This window comes from Empedobacter sp. R750 (assembly GCF_030324345.1).
GTDB classification, from domain to species: domain Bacteria; phylum Bacteroidota; class Bacteroidia; order Flavobacteriales; family Weeksellaceae; genus Empedobacter; species Empedobacter falsenii_C.
On record NZ_JACAGF010000007.1, the window covers coordinates 146413 to 167910 of the forward strand.

At 30.3% G+C, this 21498-nt stretch carries 18 protein-coding genes; 10 read left to right on the forward strand and 8 right to left on the reverse strand.

The window, feature by feature from the left end; all coding sequences use genetic code 11:
• Positions 1-71: 71 nt before the first annotated feature.
• The 6 genes from HXZ74_RS09280 (at position 72) to HXZ74_RS09305 (ending at position 8304) form a co-directional block, all read left to right on the forward strand.
• Complete coding sequence (locus HXZ74_RS09280) at positions 72-854, forward strand: GLPGLI family protein (protein ID WP_280061819.1); 783 nt, start codon at positions 72-74, stop codon at positions 852-854.
• Positions 855-924: 70 nt separating this feature from the next.
• Complete coding sequence (locus HXZ74_RS09285; protein ID WP_280061818.1) at positions 925-1707, forward strand: GLPGLI family protein; 783 nt, start codon at positions 925-927, stop codon at positions 1705-1707.
• A 98-nt stretch (positions 1708-1805) separates the two neighbouring features.
• Positions 1806-2408 (forward strand): bifunctional nicotinamidase/pyrazinamidase, encoded by a 603-nt coding sequence (gene pncA, locus HXZ74_RS09290; protein WP_114998876.1) that lies wholly within the window; start codon positions 1806-1808, stop codon positions 2406-2408.
• Positions 2409-2549: 141 nt separating this feature from the next.
• Positions 2550-3326, forward strand: a complete 777-nt coding sequence (locus HXZ74_RS09295; protein ID WP_286475013.1) for a GLPGLI family protein — start codon at positions 2550-2552, stop codon at positions 3324-3326.
• A 95-nt stretch (positions 3327-3421) separates the two neighbouring features.
• Positions 3422-6169, forward strand: a complete 2748-nt coding sequence (locus HXZ74_RS09300) for a TonB-dependent receptor (protein ID WP_286475014.1) — start codon at positions 3422-3424, stop codon at positions 6167-6169.
• Positions 6170-6282: 113 nt separating this feature from the next.
• A complete protein-coding gene (locus HXZ74_RS09305; RefSeq protein ID WP_286475017.1) occupies positions 6283-8304 on the forward strand; it encodes a hypothetical protein in 2022 nt (673 codons plus the stop codon).
• 40 nt (positions 8305-8344) lie between these two features.
• On the opposite strand, the gene HXZ74_RS09310 is transcribed toward HXZ74_RS09305, so the two are convergent.
• The 3 genes from HXZ74_RS09310 to dapF are packed head-to-tail and all read right to left on the reverse strand — an operon-like array spanning position 8345 to position 11583.
• Positions 8345-9745, reverse strand: a complete 1401-nt coding sequence (locus HXZ74_RS09310; RefSeq protein WP_286475019.1) for an FAD-dependent oxidoreductase — start codon at positions 9743-9745, stop codon at positions 8345-8347.
• 29 nt (positions 9746-9774) lie between these two features.
• Complete coding sequence (gene mltG, locus HXZ74_RS09315) at positions 9775-10797, reverse strand: endolytic transglycosylase MltG (RefSeq protein WP_114998867.1); 1023 nt, start codon at positions 10795-10797, stop codon at positions 9775-9777.
• Positions 10798-10806: 9 nt separating this feature from the next.
• A complete protein-coding gene (gene dapF / locus HXZ74_RS09320) occupies positions 10807-11583 on the reverse strand; it encodes a diaminopimelate epimerase (RefSeq protein WP_115001951.1) in 777 nt (258 codons plus the stop codon).
• A 161-nt stretch (positions 11584-11744) separates the two neighbouring features.
• Between dapF and HXZ74_RS09325 the strand changes: the two genes are divergently transcribed.
• The 3 genes from HXZ74_RS09325 to HXZ74_RS09335 all read left to right on the forward strand — a co-directional run bounded on the left by HXZ74_RS09325 (position 11745) and on the right by HXZ74_RS09335 (position 14366).
• A complete protein-coding gene (locus tag HXZ74_RS09325; protein ID WP_280061813.1) occupies positions 11745-13262 on the forward strand; it encodes a Do family serine endopeptidase in 1518 nt (505 codons plus the stop codon).
• A gap of 105 nt (positions 13263-13367) precedes the next feature.
• Entirely contained in the window at positions 13368-13817 is a 450-nt protein-coding gene (locus HXZ74_RS09330) for a hypothetical protein (RefSeq protein ID WP_038331079.1), read from the forward strand.
• A gap of 66 nt (positions 13818-13883) precedes the next feature.
• On the forward strand, positions 13884-14366 hold the full coding sequence (locus HXZ74_RS09335) for a hypothetical protein (protein ID WP_038331078.1): 483 nt from the start codon (positions 13884-13886) through the stop codon (positions 14364-14366).
• On the opposite strand, the gene HXZ74_RS09340 is transcribed toward HXZ74_RS09335, so the two are convergent.
• On the reverse strand, positions 14338-14853 hold the full coding sequence (locus HXZ74_RS09340) for a hypothetical protein (protein WP_280061812.1): 516 nt from the start codon (positions 14851-14853) through the stop codon (positions 14338-14340). The genes HXZ74_RS09335 and HXZ74_RS09340 overlap by 29 nt on opposite strands.
• 100 nt (positions 14854-14953) lie before the next feature.
• On the opposite strand from HXZ74_RS09340, the gene HXZ74_RS09345 reads away from it, so the two are divergent.
• Complete coding sequence (locus tag HXZ74_RS09345; RefSeq protein ID WP_286475023.1) at positions 14954-15529, forward strand: DUF3575 domain-containing protein; 576 nt, start codon at positions 14954-14956, stop codon at positions 15527-15529.
• Between the two features lie 39 nt (positions 15530-15568).
• Here HXZ74_RS09345 and HXZ74_RS09350 read toward each other — a convergent pair whose 3' ends face one another.
• From HXZ74_RS09350 to HXZ74_RS09365, 4 genes are all read right to left on the reverse strand, one after another.
• Positions 15569-17602: a T9SS type A sorting domain-containing protein gene (locus HXZ74_RS09350; protein ID WP_280061810.1), complete on the reverse strand. Its 2034-nt coding sequence runs from the start codon at positions 17600-17602 to the stop codon at positions 15569-15571.
• A 136-nt stretch (positions 17603-17738) separates the two neighbouring features.
• Positions 17739-18833, reverse strand: a complete 1095-nt coding sequence (locus HXZ74_RS09355; RefSeq protein WP_280061809.1) for a hypothetical protein — start codon at positions 18831-18833, stop codon at positions 17739-17741.
• On the reverse strand, positions 18826-20028 hold the full coding sequence (locus HXZ74_RS09360; protein ID WP_286475026.1) for a helix-turn-helix domain-containing protein: 1203 nt from the start codon (positions 20026-20028) through the stop codon (positions 18826-18828). The genes HXZ74_RS09355 and HXZ74_RS09360 overlap by 8 nt, the downstream gene beginning before the upstream one ends.
• Positions 20029-20117: 89 nt before the next feature.
• Positions 20118-21437, reverse strand: a complete 1320-nt coding sequence (locus HXZ74_RS09365) for a dihydrolipoamide acetyltransferase family protein (RefSeq protein WP_280061807.1) — start codon at positions 21435-21437, stop codon at positions 20118-20120.
• Between the last annotated feature and the right edge of the window lie 61 nt (positions 21438-21498).

Consider the following 21498-nt stretch of genomic DNA (forward strand, 5'->3'; position numbering starts at 1 on the left):
CTATAAATTTTTAATTCTATTGTTGTAGAACATAAAAATATTACTATCATTGTAGAACAAATCAAACTACAATGAAAAAAATAGTTACATTATTTACTTATTTCGTTCTACTTACCGCGATTTCTTTTGGGCAAAAACTTGAAGTGAATTATCAAGAGATTGTAAAAGTAAATGCAGAAGAATTTAAAGGTTCGATAAAATTTTCTACAAATGGTAAAGCAAGCACAATTCCTACTGATGTTTACAATGACATGATTAAGAATATGCAAGAGCCAAAAGATTTTATCTTAACAATCAATGAAAACGAATCATCTTATAATAAAGTCGAAAAAATAGATAATCAACAAGGAGGAAATGGAATGAGAGTTTCGATGAGTTTTGGAGATTCAGGAAATGGTTTATTCAAAAATTTAACTACAAAAGATTATTTGAAAAGTGTAAAATCATTTGACAAAACTTATACAATAAAAGATAAATTAACCGAATACAAATGGCAATTAACACGCGAAACAAAAAAATTAATTGGTTTTAATGTCAAAAAAGCAACTGCTATTGTGGATAGCACAACAACTGTAACTGCGTGGTATGCTCCAAGTATTGCGATAAAAGATGGACCTGGAATTTACAATGGTTTGCCAGGCTTGATATTAGAAGTAGAAATTAAAAACTCAAAAAATAAAGGAATCGAAAGTAGTACTATTCGTGCAACAGAAGTCAAAGAAGTGCCAAATCTAAAACCAATTGAAAAGCCAAAAGATAAAAATACAATCACCAACGAAGAATATAAAGCGTTGAATGAAAAAGCAATGGAAAGGCTAAAACAGATGAGCTCTGAAGGAGTAAGTAAGGATTAAAGAAAATATTTTCATCCTTCATTAAACATTTCATACAATTTCTTGTCTAAAAGCTATAAGCATATTTAAAATGAAAAAAATAATTTCAGTTTTTATTTTACTATTTAGTTTTTCTGCATTTGCGCAACAAGAAAAAGTAGAAATTTCGTACACAACGCGTATTATTTTGCCAGACGATTTTACGTTTCAACCTCCGGGAGGTGGCAATGGACGTACGATGCCAAAAGAAATGCAAGAGCAATTCAAGAAAAATATTCAAGAGCCTCAAGAAGCTAAGTTGACTATTTTGGGTGATGAATCGTTGTATAAAATGGTTGAAAAAATATCAAACGATCAAAGTCAAGGTTCTAGAGGAATGAGAGGCGGAATGCGAATGATGTCGATGAATGGAGATAATATTTATAAAAATAGTACAAATCATTTGCTATTAAAAGAGCAAAACATGATGGGGAAAAGCTATGTTATAAAAGATTCTTTGCAAAATTTTGATTGGAAATTAACGCGCGAAACAAAAACAATTTTAGGAAACGAAGCCAAAAAAGCAACTGCTATTATTGATAGCGTTCAGACAACAGTTTGGTACATTCCAACTTTGAAATATAAAACTGGTCCAGAAAATTATTGGGGATTACCAGGTTTAATCGCAGAAGTACAAACAGAGATTAACAGAGGAATGTTTAAAGGTTCTAAAATTATTTATTTGACAGATATCAAAACATCAACAAATACAAAACCAATCGAAAAACCAAAAGATAAAGGTGCTATCTCTCAAACAGAATTTGATAAATTGATGCAAGAACAACGCTCACGTTTCGAAGAAATGAGAAATTCTGGCGTAAATAAACGAGATTAAGGTTTCTTAAAATTCGATTAATTTTCATAAAAATTGGTTCAATTTCATATTATAAAACTTATATTTAATTCTAAATTAATCTTAAGAAATAAAATACTATGAAAGCTTTAATCATCGTAGATATGCAGTACGATTTTTTACCAGGAGGTTCGTTGGCTGTGAATGATGGAGATAAAATTATCGAACGCATAAATAAATTGCAAGAAAAGTATGATGTTGTTGTGGCAACGCAAGATTGGCATCCAGCAAATCACAAAAGTTTTGCTTCGCAACACACAGATAAACAACCTTTTGATGTAATCGAATTAGGTGGAAATCGTCAAGTTTTATGGCCAGATCATTGTGTACAAGGCACTAAAGGAGCTGAAATACACAAAGATATCAAGCAAAATAAAATTAGTGCAATCATCCGAAAAGGTATGAATCCAGAAGTTGATTCGTATAGTGCTTTTTTTGATGTGAATAAAAAGAATCCAACAGGGTTAAATGGATTCTTGAAAGATCATAATGTAACGAGTGTATACATTTGCGGTTTAGCAGCAGATTATTGTGTGTATTATACAGCAAAAGATGCTTTAGCATTGGGATATACAACATATATTTTAGAAGGAACAACAAAGGCTATTAACCAAGAACTTTTTGATGAATTGAAAGAAGATTTTATCAAAAAAGGAGGAAATGTCTCGACGTATTTATTATAAAAAAATAATAAATCGCTAGATAAAAATGTCATTTGAAAATCCTTAACTTTTTGAATGACATTTTATTTTTTAGAATAAATTCAAAAAATATCTGTAACATTAGTCAACAAAAGCAGACTAATTAAACAAATTACAACAATTATGAAAAAAGCAATCTTAACATTTGCCTTAGGAATTATCACAACTACAGTTTCTATCGCACAAGACAATAAAACACAAAATATCGATGCAACTTATGTTTGCGAAATGAAATTGGATTATGACAAAACAATGGCACAAGTTCCTCAACAATATCGCTCACAAGTTGGTCCAATGTTGAAAGCTGAAATTGATGCTGGTGTTTTCATGAACTATTTCTTAAAAAGTAATTCAAAACAATCAACTTTTGTATTAGAACAAAAAGTAGGAAATGCTCAATCTCAAGGAGGAATGATTGCTCAACAAATGGCATCATTCGATAATAAACCAACTTATAAAGACTTTACAGTAACTCCAAATTTGTATTACAAAGAAGTTGATATGGGGACAAAACAATATTTGATTAAAGACCAAATTCCTGATTACAAATGGAAAATCTCTCGTGAGAAAACGGATATTGCAGGATACAAAGCAACAAAAGCAGAAGGTGTTATGATGGATTCTATTCCTGTAACGGCTTGGTTTGCTCCAGAAATTCCAATAAAAGATGGACCAACTTCTTTAGCTGGTTTACCTGGTTTAATTGTAAAAGCTCAATTTGATTACCAAGGAACGACAATGATTTTCACTTTAAAAGAATTAAAACTTTCGGATAAAGAATTAAAAGTTAACATTCCTACAAAAGGTGAAACTGTAACGCATAATCAATTCATGAAAATTGTAGAAGATATGCAAAAAAAGATGAAAGAAATGATGAATAGCGGTGTAGATACCCAATAATTCATTAAACAAAATATAAAACACATCTGTTTTTAACACATAAACAGATGTGTTTTACAAAAAACTCTATTTGAGTTATCAACTAAAAAATACATATGAAGAAATTACTCTATCTAATTTTATTTACTTCAGCTGCTCTAATCTCATTTGCACAAGAATGTAAATTAAAAGGTGCTGTTGCAAATGATGCTGGAATTCCTGTTACAGATGCTTCTGTCTCTATTTTTGATAGTAAAAACGAAGGAAAAGGTTTTGTTTTTACAAGTAACATGGGTGAATTTGAATTCAAATTGCCTTGTGGACAAAAATATGATATCGAAATTGAGCAAGCTGGTTACGAAACATATGTAGAAAATGTTGATTTAACTGAAAATGTCAACAAAAAAATAAAGCTTAAACAAGGAAAAGAAATTTCCTTAAAAGAAACAATTGTAAAAGCTCAACAAGCGATCAAAGTAAAAGGTGATACAATTGAGTTTGATGCAGATTCTTTCAAAGTTGGAAATGAGGAAACATTAGAAGATATCCTTAAAAAATTACCTGGAATTGAAGTTCAAAATGGAAAGGTAATGTACAAAGGTAAACCTATGTCGCAAGTAACAGTTGGTGGACGTGAAGTTTTGGGTGGTAACGAAAAATTATTGAACAAAAATTTACCTTCGGATGCAGTTTCTAAAATTCAATTGAATACAAAATTCAAATCAAATCCTTTTGCTTCTTCATTACAAGAAGATGATGAACAATTTTCGTTAAACATCGAACTAAAAGATGATATGAAACGTCTTGCATTTGGTAATGTGACGTTAGGTGGAGATGCGGATAAACATACAGATGCGCAAGCAAAAATTTTCTATTTCTCAGAAAAAACGGACGGAACTTTAATCAATGATTTTAATACATTCGGGAAACAAGTTTTTGATCAAGATGATTATATGAGCTTCTTTGGTGGATATTCTGAATTTAATTCTGAAGGAAGTATTTATTCATTAAGAGGAAATTCAAACAATCTAAACTTAATGACAAAAAATGATGCGCCAAGTATGAATACCTATAATGGTGCAGTGCATTTTGGTGTTGAACCAAATAAGAAATTAAAAATCTCTGGTTTTGGTTTACTTAATACAAATAATATTCGTTACAATTCTAAATCTGAACGTTATTACAATAACATCGAAACACCTTATACAACTGTCGATCAGGAACAAAATAAGAGCAATATTTTGATGGGAATGTCGCGTTTGCGTTTAGATTATAATCCGAATGATAAAGGACAAATTAAATATCGTTTAAACTTTAATTATTTAGATAGCGAAAATGAACAATTGGTTGATAGCTATTATAACGATCAAAAAAATAGCTTTAGAAATGTAAATTCTGAACAAAAGAATTACTCTTTATCACAAACTTTATCTTACATCCGTAAAGTTGGACGCGATGATAATGTTGGTTTATATTTTCGTCATCAATATCAAAAAGATACGCCAGATTACAATGTTTTATCAACAGCAAATCCGTTCTCATCTTTTAATTTATTCAAGAATTTATCTCAAGTAAATAATCAATATAATATCAATCAAGATCAAAACTTTGTTTTGAATACTGTTCAATTATATGGAATCTACAATCACTTGTTGACAAATACATCTAACCTTAAGGTGAAAGTTGGAACAAATTTTAGTACACAAGATTTTGAGAATAAAATCTATGATTTCCAGAAATTAATGAATGATAATTCATTAATCAGTAATACAGATTTAGATTACAACGAGACCTTTGCTGATGTAACGTTGACAAAAAAATTAGGAAACTTTCAAGTAGATGCGGGAGCGGGAGTTTCGTTCTTTAATGAAAAATCGAAATACCAAGATGGTGAAAAATTAAATCGTTCGGAAACAAAATTTTTACCTCACCTGAATTTGCAATACAAGTTTAACAATGCAACAAGTGTTCGCGCTAGTTATACGCAAAACTATAGCTATCCGTACACAAAAGATTTTAATGACTCGTACACAATTCAAAGTTATCAGTCGATTTTCTATGGAAATAGAAACTTAAAACAAGCTTTGACACATACAGCAAGTCTTAATTTTAGTCATTTTAACTCGTTCACATTCTTTAATATTTTTGCGAATTTGAGTTATACATTACAAGAAAAAAGTATACAAACACAATCTGTTTTGAACCGTGATTTTATTATCTCTGGAAACGATACAATTGTAAATAACTATCAATTCAATACCTTAATTAATTCTGGTAATAACCAAGAAACTTATTCAGGATATTTCATGATTGGGAAGCGTTTTGCTAAGTGGTACAATGCACGATTAACAGGTAATATTTCTACTTCTAATTATTATACCATTACACGAAATATTGAATACAAAAATGGTGTTGTAACAAATGATCAATTAAACAATGTAAACAATAAAAGTTTTAACCAAACTTATAATTTAGAGAACTCGTTTACATTCAAAAAGAAATTTGAATTGAAGGCTGGGGTTAATTTAAACCTAAGTAAATATCAATCATTATCTGAACAGAAATTTACGAACTGGCGTCCATACGGGGAAGCTGCTTGGTCCGCTACAAGTAAATTATTAGTTCAGACCGATTTCTCTTATCGTTTACAATACCGTGATGGAGTAGAAATAAACACAGCAAAAGAGTGGAATGCTTCTGCACGATACAATATTGCGAAGAAAACTTATTTAACACTTACAGGTGGAAACTTATTAGGAAACAACGTAATTGTTTCGAATGGATTTAATGATAACTACATATCGACTACAACTAAAAATGTTTTGGGAAGATATTTTATCGTGAGTTTACGATATAAGTTCTAAATCAATAAATTACATTTTTATCATAAAATTTATCTGAACGCGTCTACTTTGTAGACGCGTTTTTTTTATAAATAATTTTTGTACTTTTAATCTAATCAACTAAAAATAAATAGATGGAAAACCCTACTACCGAAATTTATAAAATTATTCAACCAGAAAATTGGACAAAGAGTTTAACAGACGAACAAATTATTGAACTTTCTAAAGAAACTGATTTCTCGAAAAATATTTTAGATGAAGGACGAGATTATTGTTACTTTTTGGACAAAAAATTTTATGTAACACGTGAAAAACATATCGAGTATGTTAACATGTCTTACACCTTAACCGATCCTGCAAATTTAGAAAAAGCTTCTACTTTCGATACAATTGTCGAAGAAAACGAAATTTATTTGATTCATAGAATTTCTGTGATTCGTGATGGAGAGTTAATTGATAAATTAGCAGATATCACTGTAAAAGTTTTGGATAACGAAAATGATAGCGGTTCTGGCGTAATCAACAAAAGCAAAAAAATTAATATTTCGATCAAAGATTTGCGTTTATATGATATTCTTGTATTGGAAGATGCAAGAGAAAAAATATTTACTGATAAAGATTTTGTCCGCAAAGAATACAGCCGATATTTATGGGTTAGCCCTGATTCGTATTGGGCATATGGAAATTATACGTTCGAATTAATCAATGAGCGTGATGATGAATTTGTTTACAAGAAAAACTTCTTCCGTGACCAAAATGGAAATGTAATAGAAGCTGAAACAGGAACAATTTCTTCTGGCGATTCTTTCGTTTTTGAGTTAGTAAATTATCTTAATCCAACAGATCCAAATCGCGAGATTTTTCCTTACATCGATTTTGCAACAAAAAGCACCTGGGAAAAGCTTTCAAACTTTATTTCGCCTTATTACGAAGAAGTGCTTAACAAAGCTAATCTTGAAAGTTTCGCACCAAATCTGATTGAAAAATTAAATGAATTTTCTGACATCGAAGATAAAATTGAATATGCGATAGAATATGTTCAAAACCATATTTATTATATCTACAATGCCGATGAAATGAGCGGTCACAAACCTCAAGAAGCAGAAGTAACTTATGCAAATAAACAAGGAGACTGCAAGGCAAAATCTATTTTATTGAAAGTTATTTTTGATTATCTAGGATTAGAATCTTCAATCATTTTATTGAATTATAATACTGATTTCTATTTCAAATATTATCTCCCATCGTTGTTGGCATTCAATCATGTGATTGTAAAAGTCAAACATAATAATGAAACATATTACGTTGATGCAACAATGCGTAATGAGTATGGTTACTTAGAAAATAGAAGCTTTATTTATTTTGCGCATTATTTAGAAATTAAACCAAATCAAACCTTACAAATTCGTGAACCTTACAAATTTCCTAAGTTTTGTATAGATGAAAAAGTCAGTGTAGCGGCAAAAGGAAACGAAGGTTATTTAGAATCTCAATCGATTTATCGTTACAATCGTGCAAATAATATGCGCCGATATTTCAAAAATACTAACAAGCGCGAAATTATTGATAGTTGGAATAGTTTCTTTTATTATGCGTTAAATTATAGTGCAGATCGACCTGAAATGGATTTGAGAAAAATTTTTAAAGACACTTCGATTGAAATTGTTTCGGATGATAAAAAGCTGAACGAATTAACGATAAAATATAAAGCACGAATCGAGAATCCATATTTTAAAGATAAAGTGACAAACGAACGCTTCTTGATGTTCTTTGATCGAAATATCCCGAAAAATAATGTGAGAGATTTTATTCACGAAGACGCAAGTTTTTGGCATAATTTCGATAGTGAAAAGTATGAAATCAACTTATCAACCGATCAAAAAATTGATACAAAGGAAAAGTATACGATTCAAGAATCGACGATTAATGATAAATATTTCACCTACTCAAGTAGAAAGAAAATTACAGCAAGTGGAGGAAGTGCTTACATTGAATACAATCCTTCGACGAATCATGAAATTACGATGGAAAATTTCGAGGAATTCCGAAATAATCATTACACAATTGCAGATAGTAATTACGGTTTAGGTATTGATATTATCGAATCTGGATTAATGAATATGCTAAAATTTAAGATGAAAAAAGCTTTCAAATAATCAATCAAAAACTCCTGAAAAATAATTTTCAGGAGTTTTTTTATTTAATCACTTGTGGATAATCAAACAAATTATTTGGATCATATTTCTTTTTCAACTTTTGCAAACGAACCAAATTATTTCCGAAATAAGCATTATTTGCATCAGGAAAATTGATATCTGGATAATTTCGGTATTGTTTTACATTTCCAAGATTTCTTAATAATTGTTGTACTTCTTCAAATGATTTTGTCAACTTTTCTTCTTGTGAAGGCAAATCCCAATATGCTTGTAATTCGCTTAAATAATTAATATCACGATGTGGATAAGCAGAATCTGAAGCTTTGACTTCATTGATTTTTCCTCCCAAAGTATTGATCTGATAAATCATTCCTTTAGAAGCAACAACTTTTGCAAAAATATCTTCCAAACCTTTTTCGATGTCTTCAATTCCTGTGTACAAACCAGCCGAAGAATTTTTGAAATAAATTGGTTCTGTTACACCATAATAATTTTTGAGTGCAGCAGCCAGATTTCTATTTTTCATCGGTTTGTAATCATTCGCTAGTGGAATTAAACTCGAAAATATTTTCTCAAAATCAGTTTGATTTGCTGCAAAATTGGTAAATAAAATCGTTAAAAATTTTCCATTCAACACAAAAGCAGAAAAAGCTTCGTTCGGTAACTTTTCCGTTGCTTGAAACCAAATCCGAATCAATTTGACAAATTTATCAGAAGTCAAATTATTAAACTTCATACGATATCCACTGAAAGATTGTGGTGCAGGATAAGTTTTGAAATGTAATTCCGTCACAACTCCAAAATTTCCATTTCCGCCTCCTTTACACGCCCAAAGTAAATCTGGATCTTTATCAGAATCGATTATATTTCCTTTGTAATCGATCATTTTTACACGAAGCAAATTATCACAGGTCAAACCATATTTCCGACTAAAAAAACCGTAACCACCGCCCAAAGTCAAACCTCCAATAGCGACAGTTCCACACGAACCAGCTGGAATAATTCTTTTCTTAGGTAAAAAATTCGCATAAATTTCCTGCAACAAACAAGCTGGTTGTAATTTCACTTTATTCTCGTGCAACCACGTAATTTTATTCATCAATCCAAGATGAATCAACAATCCGTTATCAACATTCGAAAAACCTTCAAAACTATGTCCTCCACTTCGAATGGCAATTTTTAGTTTCTTTTCGTTTGCTAATACAATTGCTTTTTTTATTCCAGTTTCGGATTTACAAACTGCTATAATTTTCGGAAACTTCTCAATTCTTTTGTTGAATGATTTTCTGTATTGATCATACTTTTCATCATCTTTTGTCAAGATTATTAAATCATCATCCAAAAAATCATCAAACGAATAAAAAGACATAAAAAAAATTCCTAAACTACCTGTACCAAGCAGTTTTAGGAATTCTCTTTTTGTATAATTTGATTGTAACATAGCTAAAATTGGTTTAGCTAAAGATACAACTATTTGATATTATTCTCTTTTAACCAGTTTCTATAATTCTCAGCATTTTTCAAATGTTCCTGATAATCATTGGTATAAATGTGGTAACCTGGTTTTTTAGGATCTGCAACAAAGAAAATAAAATCGTGATTTGCTGGTGATAAAACCGCATCAATTGCTCCTAAATTTGGTAAACAAATTGGCGCTGGTGGTAAACCTTTGTTACGATATGTGTTGTACGCATTCGAAGACCACGTCCATTTTTTGTACACACGTTGCACTTTTTGATCCCAACCATTTTCCATTTTGTACGCATAAATAGAAGTTGGATCGGCCTCTAAACGCATATCTTTCGCCAAACGATTCATATATGCACGTGCAACTTTTTGTTGTTCATCCATATTATCAGACGATTCCAACTGAACAATAGACGCCAAAGTTGTCACTTGTAAAGGTGTCATGTTGAGCGCTTTTGCTTTTGCCAAACGATCTGCATTCCACACTTTGTCGTGTTGCGCCACCATTTTGTCCACAAACTTTTCTGGTGTTAATCCCCAATACACGAAATACGTTTCTGGAATAAAATATTGTTTAACTGTTTCGTCGTTTAACGTTGTATCGTTTTTTTCTTTCACAAAATCGCGAATAGCTGTCAAAACTTCGATAGAATCCATATCAATTTGCTTGGAAACTGATCCTGCTAAATGATAAATTGTCGGTTCATTTTTGATACGAAGCTTCACCTCTTCTTGCTCTCCCCCTTGTAAACGATCAATAATATCGCGGTTAGAATCTGAGCTTGAGATTTTATATTTTCCAGATTTTATCGTTGCTGGATAATCTGCATCTTCTGCATATTGTTTGAACAATTTTTCATCCTTCAAAAATGGTTTTAAAGAATCTAAAACTTGCTCAAATTTAGCTCCACGAGAAATATAGATATAACCATCTTTGGTTGCATTTCCTTTGAAACCATCTATAAATGTACATCCTACAAATGCGAATGAACAGATTAATATTAATACTAAATTTAATTTTTTCATTGGATTGAATTAAATTTCAATTTCACCTTCAAAAACTTTTACTGCTGGTCCATTTAACCAAACATTGACAAAGTTATGATTATTTTCTTCAAAATTTACAGATAAATCTCCACCCATTGCTTTTACTTTGATATCTTTTTTATCCACCAAATTTTTGACATAAGCAGAAATCGCAGCAGCCGTAATCCCTGTTCCGCAAGCCAAGGTTTCGTCCTCTACTCCACGTTCATACGTACGAATTGTAAGACTATTATCTGGCATAACTTCAACAAAATTTACGTTAGAACCTTTCTCAAAATAAGGTGCACCGTTACGAATCGCTTTTCCTTTTTTGTAGACATTAATATCTTTTACATTCTCCACAAATTCTACGTGATGTGGCGAACCTGTGTTCATAAACAAATATTTGTCGTGATCTTCCACTTCATTTACATCAATCATCTGTAAACGAATAACTTCTTGATCTACAATACCATGATGTAGACCATCAATCGCATTAAATGTCATTTTGTCATTGGCAACATCCAAATCATTTGCAAATCGAATAATACAACGTCCTCCGTTTCCGCACATTGTACTTTCATTTCCATCTGAATTGAAATACACCATTCTGAAGTCTGAATTTTCATCATTTTGTAACAAAATCAAACCATCAGCTCCAATCCCAAAATTACGATCACATAGCCTATTAATCAATTCTGTAGAGATTGGAAACGTTTTTTCTCGATCATCAATCATGACAAAGTCATTCCCAGCTCCTTGATATTTATAAAATTTTAATTTCAACTTCTTTAATTTTAAACAAAGTAAAGACATTTTTATCACTCTTAACTAATGTTATAAAAGATTTATAATATAGTGTTAACATGCGTTAAACGGTTTGAAATGTTAAAATTTTGGTCTTAAATTTGATTTAATCTAAAACATTAAAAACTTATATAATAAAGATGAAAAAATATACAGGATACTTATTAGTTGGATTAGTGAGCTCTATGACAACTATGGGAGGTTTTTATTTGATGAACGAAAATGGAAGTAATCCATTTATTACAAATGCGAGTAATCAGAAAAACGGAGACTTTGAATTTGTAGATTATAAAGGAAATTATGGATATGATGCGCCAAATTTTGTGCAGGCATCTAACAAAGCAGTACATACGGTTGTGAGTATCAAAAATTATTCGAATCAAAGACAGCAACAACAGCAACAAATGTTTGATCCTTTTGATTTCTTTTTTGGTCAACCAGAACAACAACAAAGAGGAAGACAACAACAGCAACCAGATCAAGATCAACCATCTGGAATGGGTTCTGGTGTAATTATTTCTCAAGATGGATATATTGTTACAAATAATCACGTGATACAAGGCGCTTCTAAAATTGAAGTGACTTTGAATAATCAAAAAAGTTATATTGCTGAATTAGTTGGAACTGATCCAAGTACAGATATTGCCTTATTGAAAATTAGTGAAAAAGGTTTACCATTCACAAAATTTGTCGATTCTGATGCGATTAATGTTGGAGATTGGGTGTTAGCAGTTGGGAATCCATTTGGTTTGACTTCTACTGTTACAGCAGGTATTGTTTCGGCAAAAGGTCGTAGCATTAATATTTTAGGTAAAAATTCTGAATCACCAATCGAATCGTTTATTCAAACCGATGCAGCGATTAATCCAGGAAACTCTGGTGGTGCTTTGGTAAATGCAAACGGAGATTTAATTGGTATTAATACAGCTATTTCTTCACCAACAGGAGCTTATTCTGGTTACGGATTTGCTGTCCCTGCAAACTTGGTGAAAAAAGTTGTGGAGGATATCAAATCGTACGGAATTGTACAACGTGGATATTTAGGTATCAAAGGTTTTGATTTATCGAATGAAGATGCTGTAAAACAATACAACAAGCAATTCAAGAAAAATATTAAAACCGATAATGGAGTAATGGTAACTGAATTGGTAGCGAAAGGGTCTGCAATTGATTCTGGAATCGAAGAAGGCGATATTATTACAGCTGTAGATGGAAAACCAATTACATCTTTCTCTTCGTTATCGTTCATCGTAGGAAGCAAACGTCCTGGTGACAATGTTGCGCTTACTGTAAGACGTGGAAACTCTGAGAAAACATACAACATTACATTGAAAGATGCTAAAGGAAGCACTAAAGTGAGAAGCAAATCTGACTTAACGCCAACTGAAGTTCTTGGAGCAGAATTTGAGCCATTAACAGAACGTCAAAAAGATAGTTTCGGAATTAATTATGGTGTGATGGTAAAACATCTTGATAATTCAGGAAAATTAGCTGCAGCAGGTGTTCAAGAAGAATTTATTATCTTATCGATCAATGATAAAAATGTAAGTTCACAAGACGATATCGAAAAAATATTAAAAAATTATAAAGGTCGCGTATCAATTAAATTTGCAGATTATTACGGACGAATCTATACAAAAGGATTCACGATGGATTAAAATTTTGAGTCGATTTTAAATTTTAATAAATCATTATAAATAGCTACAACAAGATAAGTTGTAGCTATTTATCTTTACACTAAGTTTAATTTCAAAACCAAACGTATGACTTTAAGGAAAATCAGTACAATCTTCATTCTTTTATTCTCCTCTTTTGCATTCAGTCAAAACTTATTTGGCGTTTCAGGAAGTTATTCTAATCAATCTGGGAACTTTGCCAAACTAGGTCTGTTTTACACTTTTGGATTAGGTGATACATTTATCACTCCACGAATAGATGCCAACGCAAACATGGCTTATATGCGAGATAATTTTCATGTCATTCCAGAAATTGGTATTACAGGCTATTTTACCTCAGGCGGCTCATATATTTTTCCTTTTGTAGAAAGCGAGTTTACACCGTATACAATCACTCCAAAAGTTGGATTAACTTTTTTGACCATAGTTGAATTTGGAATAGGATATGGTTTTAAAATTAATGAGAAAGATAATTTCAAACCGATAAAAGGCTTTCAATTTTCTGCTGGAATTAATATTCCTTTCAATTGGAATTAGAGAAAGTAAAAACGACGAAAATTTATTTTTTTGGAAGAAAACTAAATAATTCATTAATTTTATCACATGAAAAAGTTCATCGCAATCTTTGTTTTTATCATTAGTTTTCAAGCGAAAGCACAACAAAATTTAACCGATTATTTTACAATTAATCTTGGTTATGAATATTGGAATGGAAATTATGGAAAAGTTGGAACAGATTTGTTCTTAGTACAAGATAACAACAATATTTTGACATTTAGCGCCAATGCAAATTTGGGTTATATGAAAGATAAATTTCGTGTAATTCCAGAAGTTGGAGCTGGATATATGTTCAATTTTCACAACAATCCAGGTGATCCTTATAGTTCAAATTTTAGCTCTGCTTTTTATGTTATTCGCGCCGAAGTTTCTCCATGGACAATTACACCAAAAGCTGGTATTGCAGTTTTGAGCATTGTAGAGTTAAATGCTGGTTATTCTTTCGAGTTTAGAGAAAATAAAAATTTTAAAGATATGAGCGGTTTCCGAGCTGTATTAACTATTCACTTGCCGACTCAGCTTTTTTAGCATTTCTAATACTTTTACGCAATTCTTTCAAACGAATATATAAATCTGAAGTCGACGCATTTTCTTCAATCGTATTAAAAATAAAAACACCTTTATCAGTATAAAAGAAGATAATTGCTTCGTGATCGGCAACTTTAAAAGCATTTGTAATCCCATTTATTTTGTTCTCAACCCAAGATAATTTGCATGTTTTCAAATCAAAAATATGATCTTCATTACCCAAAATATCTTTGAAAATTAATTGATCTCCTTGTACATATAATACACCACTTCCCTGAAAAGATTTCATTTTAAGAAATCTCCCTTGCGGACGCCCAATATTGTAACGTACAACAGCTTTTAAGTCTACCTGATCTGGTAAGCTTTTCAGTGTATGTTGTTCATTTTTCTCTCTGACTTTCGCATCAGATACGGCAATAACAAAGAATATCGAAACAAAAATTCCGAAAATCAAAAATATAATTAGGATTGATAATATTGGCGCCATAATGTACTTAAATGTTAAGTAAAGTTATAAAAAAGCTTGAATTAACATCTAAATAAACTGCTTTTTTTACCTTAGCCTAGCAAACAAATATAAAATACATATGAATAAATTAATTTCGTTGTTATTTCCCGCCACAATTTTTGCTCAAAAAGGTGAAACACAAATAAAAGCTAATGCTTTAACAATGCCACTCGCAATGGTAAATCTTGGTGTTGAACATGCAATTACAGATAGAATAACTTTGCAAGCTGACGGATTTATCTCTCCTTGGAAATCATTTGCAGGAAATCATTTACAAATGTATATGGCTTTTGGTGAAGGTAGGTATTACTTTGATAAATCATTTAGTAAGTTTTATGTAGGTCCAAATATTGGTGTTGGTTTCTTTGATCTTCAAAAATGGAATTATTGGAACACCGATAAATACCAACGTGGCTTTGCAATTTTAACAGGAGCTACAATTGGATATCAAGTCAAAATCAACGAACATTGGGGATTAGATGTTTTTGTTGGAGGAGGACACTCTCAAGGAAATTACAAAGGTTATTATAAAGAAGATTCTCCTAATTTCGGACGGTATGATTCTGCGCAATCATTCAACAAAAGTGGTGAATGGATTCTCTACAAAGGCGGCGTAATGCTAACTTATAAATTTAAACGAAAAAAATCCAACTAAAATTAGTTGGATTTTTTTCATAATTAGTGTTAATTAGAATTAGAAAACTAAGATTTTTGCTGTATTAGCTTTACCTTGTTTGTCTATTGTTTTGATGACATAAACTCCTTTATTCCATCCGTTTGTAAAAATTGTTTTAGAAGAATTTCCTGAAGAAATTAAGTTTCCACTCATATTAAATACTTGATATGTCTCATAATCATAATCAACTCGGATTTCTTTTACGTTACTCAAATATTTTATTGATTGTGTATTTTTTTGAATATCATTAACTGCTAAACTTTCAAAAGGAAATTTATAGAAATCTGTTATAAATGATGTAGCAGAATAATCGCTTCCATAATAAGCATATAAACGATCAAATTCTCCTTTTTTATTCATACCATAACCTATTGTCGTTATGTTTCCTCTTTCTGTTCTTCCTGAGAACATTGCTAAAACATTATTCTCATCTTGCGCAATACCATATGTATTCGCTGCAACACCGTTTTCTCTATCTTGATAAGCATACACATATTCTATCTTATCATCATCATTAACAATAGTTGGATTTAACGTTAATGCATTTAAAAACGGAGCAAATAATTCTGTTTCAAGAGTAATTGGTAATCTGACTTTTTTCACTTCTACACCTTTCGCATCATAATGTTTTACAAGACCAAATGCTTTATCTCCATCCATTTCACCTGCGTTTAAACCAACTACATAATTAAAAGAATTATCGCTTGGAATTCTATTCATATTAAGAGACAAAATATCATCATTATATAATACTGGAAAATCTTGTGCTAACTCGAAATCTGGTAAATTATATATTTTAACATTAGATCCTCCTTCACCATTTTGGTCAACTAACATTGCTACTTGATCTTTTTGATTTGGTATCTCTATTAATTCGATCCCAGTTTCTATACCACCAGCTACGACATCTTCGGTAAGTGATTTTAAAATAGTACCATCTTCATTCACAACAAAATAATTATACGACTCTTTATCAGCCATCAAATCATAAATATATGAACCATAAGTAAACTCTAATTTACTATCCGTATTATAAATATTAGATGAAATATCGTATTTATCAGTATTATAGAACAATCCAAAAGTAGCCATCGGAATTGTGTACGGATTTTCTTCATCAAATCCGATTACTGGTAAAGTATATGTTTTATCTAAAACAAACGTTTCTGCATCAATGAAATCTAAAGCAAATTTTGCATTTGTATTAAATTCTAATGTTGAATTATCAACTAATTGTTCAGTATAACGCGCTAAAACTACATAATCTTTTCCATTCAAATTTTTATGTACTATTGGCATTCCTACATAAAAATTAGCAAGACTAAATGGAATTTTATATTCTAAATTTTTCGATGTATCAGTTAAATTAATTTTCTTAATTGTTACAAAATCATCATTCGTTTTATAAGTATACGCTTGTTGTTTTCCTTTCGAATCTGTTAAAAACTCTGCAGAAGTAGTATCCTCTTTATATAAAACTTCTCCTGCTTCATTTACAAACCAAATTTGATCTTTTACAGATTCTGGACCTTGTCCTCCATCTGTAAAATGCACATAAACCCCAACAATTAATTTATCATTATTGTCTAATATTTTTGCTGAAAAATCTGCGATTGCTTCTGCTCTTGTTGTTGTTTCTGGAATACTAATTGTAAATTGTTTATCTACTTTTAAATCATCCGTATATGTTTTTAATGTAAATGTTGCATTTGGTCCATATTTAGAATCAATAGAAAACAAAATCGTTTCATTATTATCTACATTTTTTCCATATGCCCAACGTTGTGCATTTATATTTCCAAAAGGTTTTATATCATTCTGCTCAGTCGCTCTACTTTTCACAGAACTATTAACTTGAGAAAATTCTCCAAAAGAATTAATATCTTTTCCTCTATTATAAGTTGTCCAGTCAAAATTTCTTTTTAACGTCTCTTTCTTATCCTTCTTTATTCTTTCAAAAACTATAGTATTCGATTTTTCGAAAATTGTTTGCGCATAAGTAGTTGAGCATAACCCAAAAATTGTTGCCAATAGAATAAAAGTCTTCTTCATAATTCAATGTGTTATTTAATTTTTTCAAATGAAAAAAATAATTATTGAATATGAAATTGAATTAGCTCTAATTTAAATGAATTTTACTTAAATTCATCAACACTAAAAACAATATAATTAATTAATAATAAATAAATTAACCTTTATTATTTCTGAAAATAGATTTTAAATTTAAAAAATTCTGATTTCTACTATTTTTTAGAAATAGTAGAAAAATAATGACAAGTAATAAGACTAATGGCAGTTTAAAAAAAGATAAGTTATACCAGAATCCTTGATCTTTATATAACAAAAAATTTAGGCTTTTCTCTTTTGCTTCTTGATTACTTTTTTCCAATTGCAAATTTATTTTTTTGATATAATCTATATATTTTTTGTAAGCAATATAATCTTGTTGATAAAAAGCATTTTGTGCCAAAATTCTATATACATACAAATTTACACTAATAGGTTCCGAAGCTTTTATTTCTTTTAAAACTTCTTTCAAAAGTTGATTGGAATATATATAATCTTTTTTTGCTTGATAAATCCTTGCCAAGCTAGTTTTGGCAGACTGATCATATTCTTTTAGATTATTCTTTTTAATAACAAAAAAAGCTTCATCTAAGTACAATGTAGCAGAATCTAAGATCGATTTATCAATTAAACAATTTGATTTCTCAATATAAACTAATGCTAAATTGTTTAATGTACTTTGATTTAATTCTCTACTCTTATAAGATTTGATCGATTTATCGTAATATTTTAAAGCAAAATCACAATCTAAATCATCTTTATATCCATTTCCTTTTATTCCGTAAATATTCCCTAAATACATTGGTCTTTTTTCTTCCGAAAATTCTTTCGAAAGAATTAAATTTTCAGATTTCTCGAGATAATAGCGAGATTGAGTATTAAATCCATACAATTGAAAAAGCTCACCTATTCTTCCTAAAATTCTAGCTTCATTAAAAGTATCTTTCTCTTTTTTAACATAATCATATGTTTCAAATGCGTATTTCAACGCATTATAAGTATCATCTAAAGAACTATATGCATTTGTTTTGATTAATCGAGCAGTAATTTGATCGTCTTTATTTTCTGAAGTTTTTATAATACGATTTGCCATTTCAATCGCTTTTTGCGGATTAAAATAAACATAATCGTAAGCAATTCTCACACTATCTGATTTCTGAGCAAAACTGAAAGAAGTTCCGAATAAAAAAAGTAAGGTTAAAATTATATTATTCATCTTCATTTAAATTTTTTACAAAAACAGAAGGTGTAACACCTGTTACTAATTTAAAAAAAGTGGTAAAACTACTCTGAGATATAAAGCCGCTTTCTTTAGCTAAATGACTAATTTTATATAACCGAAATTTTTTATCTTCTTTTAATATTTTTACGATGTAATCTATGCGCAATTCATTAATGTAATTATTAAAACTTTTCTGTTTTACATTATTTAAAATAGATGATAAATACTTAATATTTGTATCTAAATCTTTGGCTAAAATTGAAATCGTGATCGTAGGATTTAGAAAACCTTTATTTTTCTCAAAATTTTCTAATTTCATTAAAATTTCGCTTTCAACTTTATCAGAAATTAGATTTGTTTTAACTATATTTTCTTCTATTCGCTTCTTTTTCTTATAAAAAATCAACGTTATAATGATTAATATAAATACAATAGATAAAACAACAGAAGCTCTTTTTAAATGTTTTTCTTTAATCTCTTTTTGAGATTTTTGTTGATCAATAAGTTTATTGACTAAATAATTTTGAGTTGTTTTCTTTTCAACATTCAAACGCTCTGCTAATTCATTTAATTGACTCGTATAAATCGCATATTCTTTAAGAGAATTAGTAGATAAAAAATAATTTTGAATTCTTTTTAACAAAATAAATCGTTCAACTTCATTTGCAATCTGCAAACTGTCAATCGTAGCATTTGCTTCGTTCAAATTATTTATTTTTTTTGATATAATTGGACTAAAAGATAAATCATATTTAAGATTAATAAACTTGTTTCTAGTATCATTTATCCAAGAACTATCTTTTGTTTTGACTTTATTTAACAGTTTCTTCGATTCTTCCTTAAACCCTAAATAATAAAATAAATCTGATCCTATAAGATAGTATCGATCTTTCAATTCTTGATTATTTGATGCTAAAACTTCTGGTTCAATCGCGAAAAAAATATCTAAAGCCTCTGTATCTTTAGAAACGTATACTTTTATTTTTACTAAATCGAGTTGATAATTTAATTTTTGAATGGTGTTTGCAGAATTGTTAATCAAGTATTCATATATCTTAATACTTTTAGAATTATCTATTTTTAATTTCTCCACAGCTTCTTTATAGAACGCATTATTCTCCTCAACATCTTGAGAAAAACAGTATACAGAAAAAAATAAAACAAGTAGATAGATAAATCTCATCTTCATTACAACTAAACCTAATTGTAAAAATAAAAAAAACTCTGACTTAATCAGAGTTTTTAAGATGTTATATACGTTTTTTTATGATTCTAATATTACACAGGCGTATTCATATCGAAAGCCTCAAGATATTCGGCAACACGTTTTACAAACATACCTCCTAAAGCGCCATCCACAACACGGTGATCGTAAGCATGAGATAAGTACATTTTGTGACGAATTGCAATCATATCTCCTTGTGGAGTTTCGATAACCGCAGGTTTTTTCACAATTGCACCAACAGCCAAAATAGCGACTTGTGGTTGAGGAATAATTGGCGTTCCTAATGTATTTCCGAAAGAACCAATATTTGTAATTGTATACGTTCCTCCTTGAATTTCTGCTGGTTTCAACTTATTGTTACGAGAACGATTTGCTAAATCATTTACTTGAGAAGCTAACCCCGCTAAATTAAATTGATCTGCATTTTTTATAACAGGTACAATTAAATTTCCACTTGGTAAGGCTGCTGCCATTCCAATATTGATATTTTTCTTTTTGATGATTTTATCTCCATCAACCGAAACATTAATCATTGGGAAATCTTGAATTGCTTTTGCTACTGCTTCAATAAAAATTGGCATGAAGGTAATTTTCTCACCATGTTTCTTCTGAAACTCATTTTTATTTTTATCTCTCCACAATACAATATTCGTCATATCAACTTCTACGAAAGACGTTACGTGTGGAGCAATTTGTTTTGCTTGTAGCATATTTTGCGCAATAATCTTACGCATTCTATCCATTTCGATGATTTCATCACCTTCACCAACAGAAATTGGCGCAGATTGCACTTGTGGTGCTTGAGGTTGAGCAACTGGTGCAGCAACAGAAGTCGTAGCAACTGGTTTCGCTGGTTGATTACCTCTATTTTTAACGAAATTTAAAATATCATCTTTCGTTACACGTCCGTCTTTTCCAGAACCTGAAATTTGATCTAACTCAGCCTGAGAAACACCTTCTTCTTTCGCAATAGATTTTACTAAAGGAGAATAAAATTTATCATCAGACGAAGTAATAACCGTTTCAGTTTTGATTGTTGCAACTTCAGCCTCTATAGATTTTGCAGCATCAGCAATTTCCTGATCGCTATTTGTATCTACTTCTTCTGCCGAATCAGCTTGTTCTACAACTCCATCAACAGACAAAATTGCGATAGGCTCACCTACTTTTGCAATTCCATCTACCGGAACTAAGATTTCTTTTAAAACTCCCGCCACTGGCGAAGGAACATCAGAATCTACTTTATCAGTTGCGATTTCTACAACCGATTCATCTTCACTAATCGAATCACCAATATTCTTGATCCAATTTGTTACAGTAGCTTCCATTACACCTTCTCCCATAGAAGGTAGAATTAATTTATAGTCAGACATTCTTGTGTTATTTGCTAAATACAAATCTAAACATTTTTTCGATTCAAAAAAATACTGTTAA

Coding starts and splice junctions, on each gene's coding strand:
- HXZ74_RS09355 (WP_280061809.1), bottom strand. CDS start 18,833: ATGAATAATATAATTTTAACCTTACTTTTTTTATTCGGAACTTCTTTC.
- HXZ74_RS09280 (WP_280061819.1), top strand. CDS start 72: ATGAAAAAAATAGTTACATTATTTACTTATTTCGTTCTACTTACCGCG.
- pncA (WP_114998876.1), top strand. CDS start 1,806: ATGAAAGCTTTAATCATCGTAGATATGCAGTACGATTTTTTACCAGGA.
- HXZ74_RS09295 (WP_286475013.1), top strand. CDS start 2,550: ATGAAAAAAGCAATCTTAACATTTGCCTTAGGAATTATCACAACTACA.
- HXZ74_RS09300 (WP_286475014.1), top strand. CDS start 3,422: ATGAAGAAATTACTCTATCTAATTTTATTTACTTCAGCTGCTCTAATC.
- HXZ74_RS09365 (WP_280061807.1), bottom strand. CDS start 21,437: ATGTCTGACTATAAATTAATTCTACCTTCTATGGGAGAAGGTGTAATG.
- HXZ74_RS09310 (WP_286475019.1), bottom strand. CDS start 9,745: ATGTTACAATCAAATTATACAAAAAGAGAATTCCTAAAACTGCTTGGT.
- HXZ74_RS09360 (WP_286475026.1), bottom strand. CDS start 20,028: ATGAAGATGAGATTTATCTATCTACTTGTTTTATTTTTTTCTGTATAC.
- HXZ74_RS09335 (WP_038331078.1), top strand. CDS start 13,884: ATGAAAAAGTTCATCGCAATCTTTGTTTTTATCATTAGTTTTCAAGCG.
- HXZ74_RS09345 (WP_286475023.1), top strand. CDS start 14,954: ATGAATAAATTAATTTCGTTGTTATTTCCCGCCACAATTTTTGCTCAA.
- HXZ74_RS09285 (WP_280061818.1), top strand. CDS start 925: ATGAAAAAAATAATTTCAGTTTTTATTTTACTATTTAGTTTTTCTGCA.
- HXZ74_RS09325 (WP_280061813.1), top strand. CDS start 11,745: ATGAAAAAATATACAGGATACTTATTAGTTGGATTAGTGAGCTCTATG.
- mltG (WP_114998867.1), bottom strand. CDS start 10,797: ATGAAAAAATTAAATTTAGTATTAATATTAATCTGTTCATTCGCATTT.
- HXZ74_RS09330 (WP_038331079.1), top strand. CDS start 13,368: ATGACTTTAAGGAAAATCAGTACAATCTTCATTCTTTTATTCTCCTCT.
- HXZ74_RS09305 (WP_286475017.1), top strand. CDS start 6,283: ATGGAAAACCCTACTACCGAAATTTATAAAATTATTCAACCAGAAAAT.
- HXZ74_RS09340 (WP_280061812.1), bottom strand. CDS start 14,853: ATGGCGCCAATATTATCAATCCTAATTATATTTTTGATTTTCGGAATT.
- HXZ74_RS09350 (WP_280061810.1), bottom strand. CDS start 17,602: ATGAAGAAGACTTTTATTCTATTGGCAACAATTTTTGGGTTATGCTCA.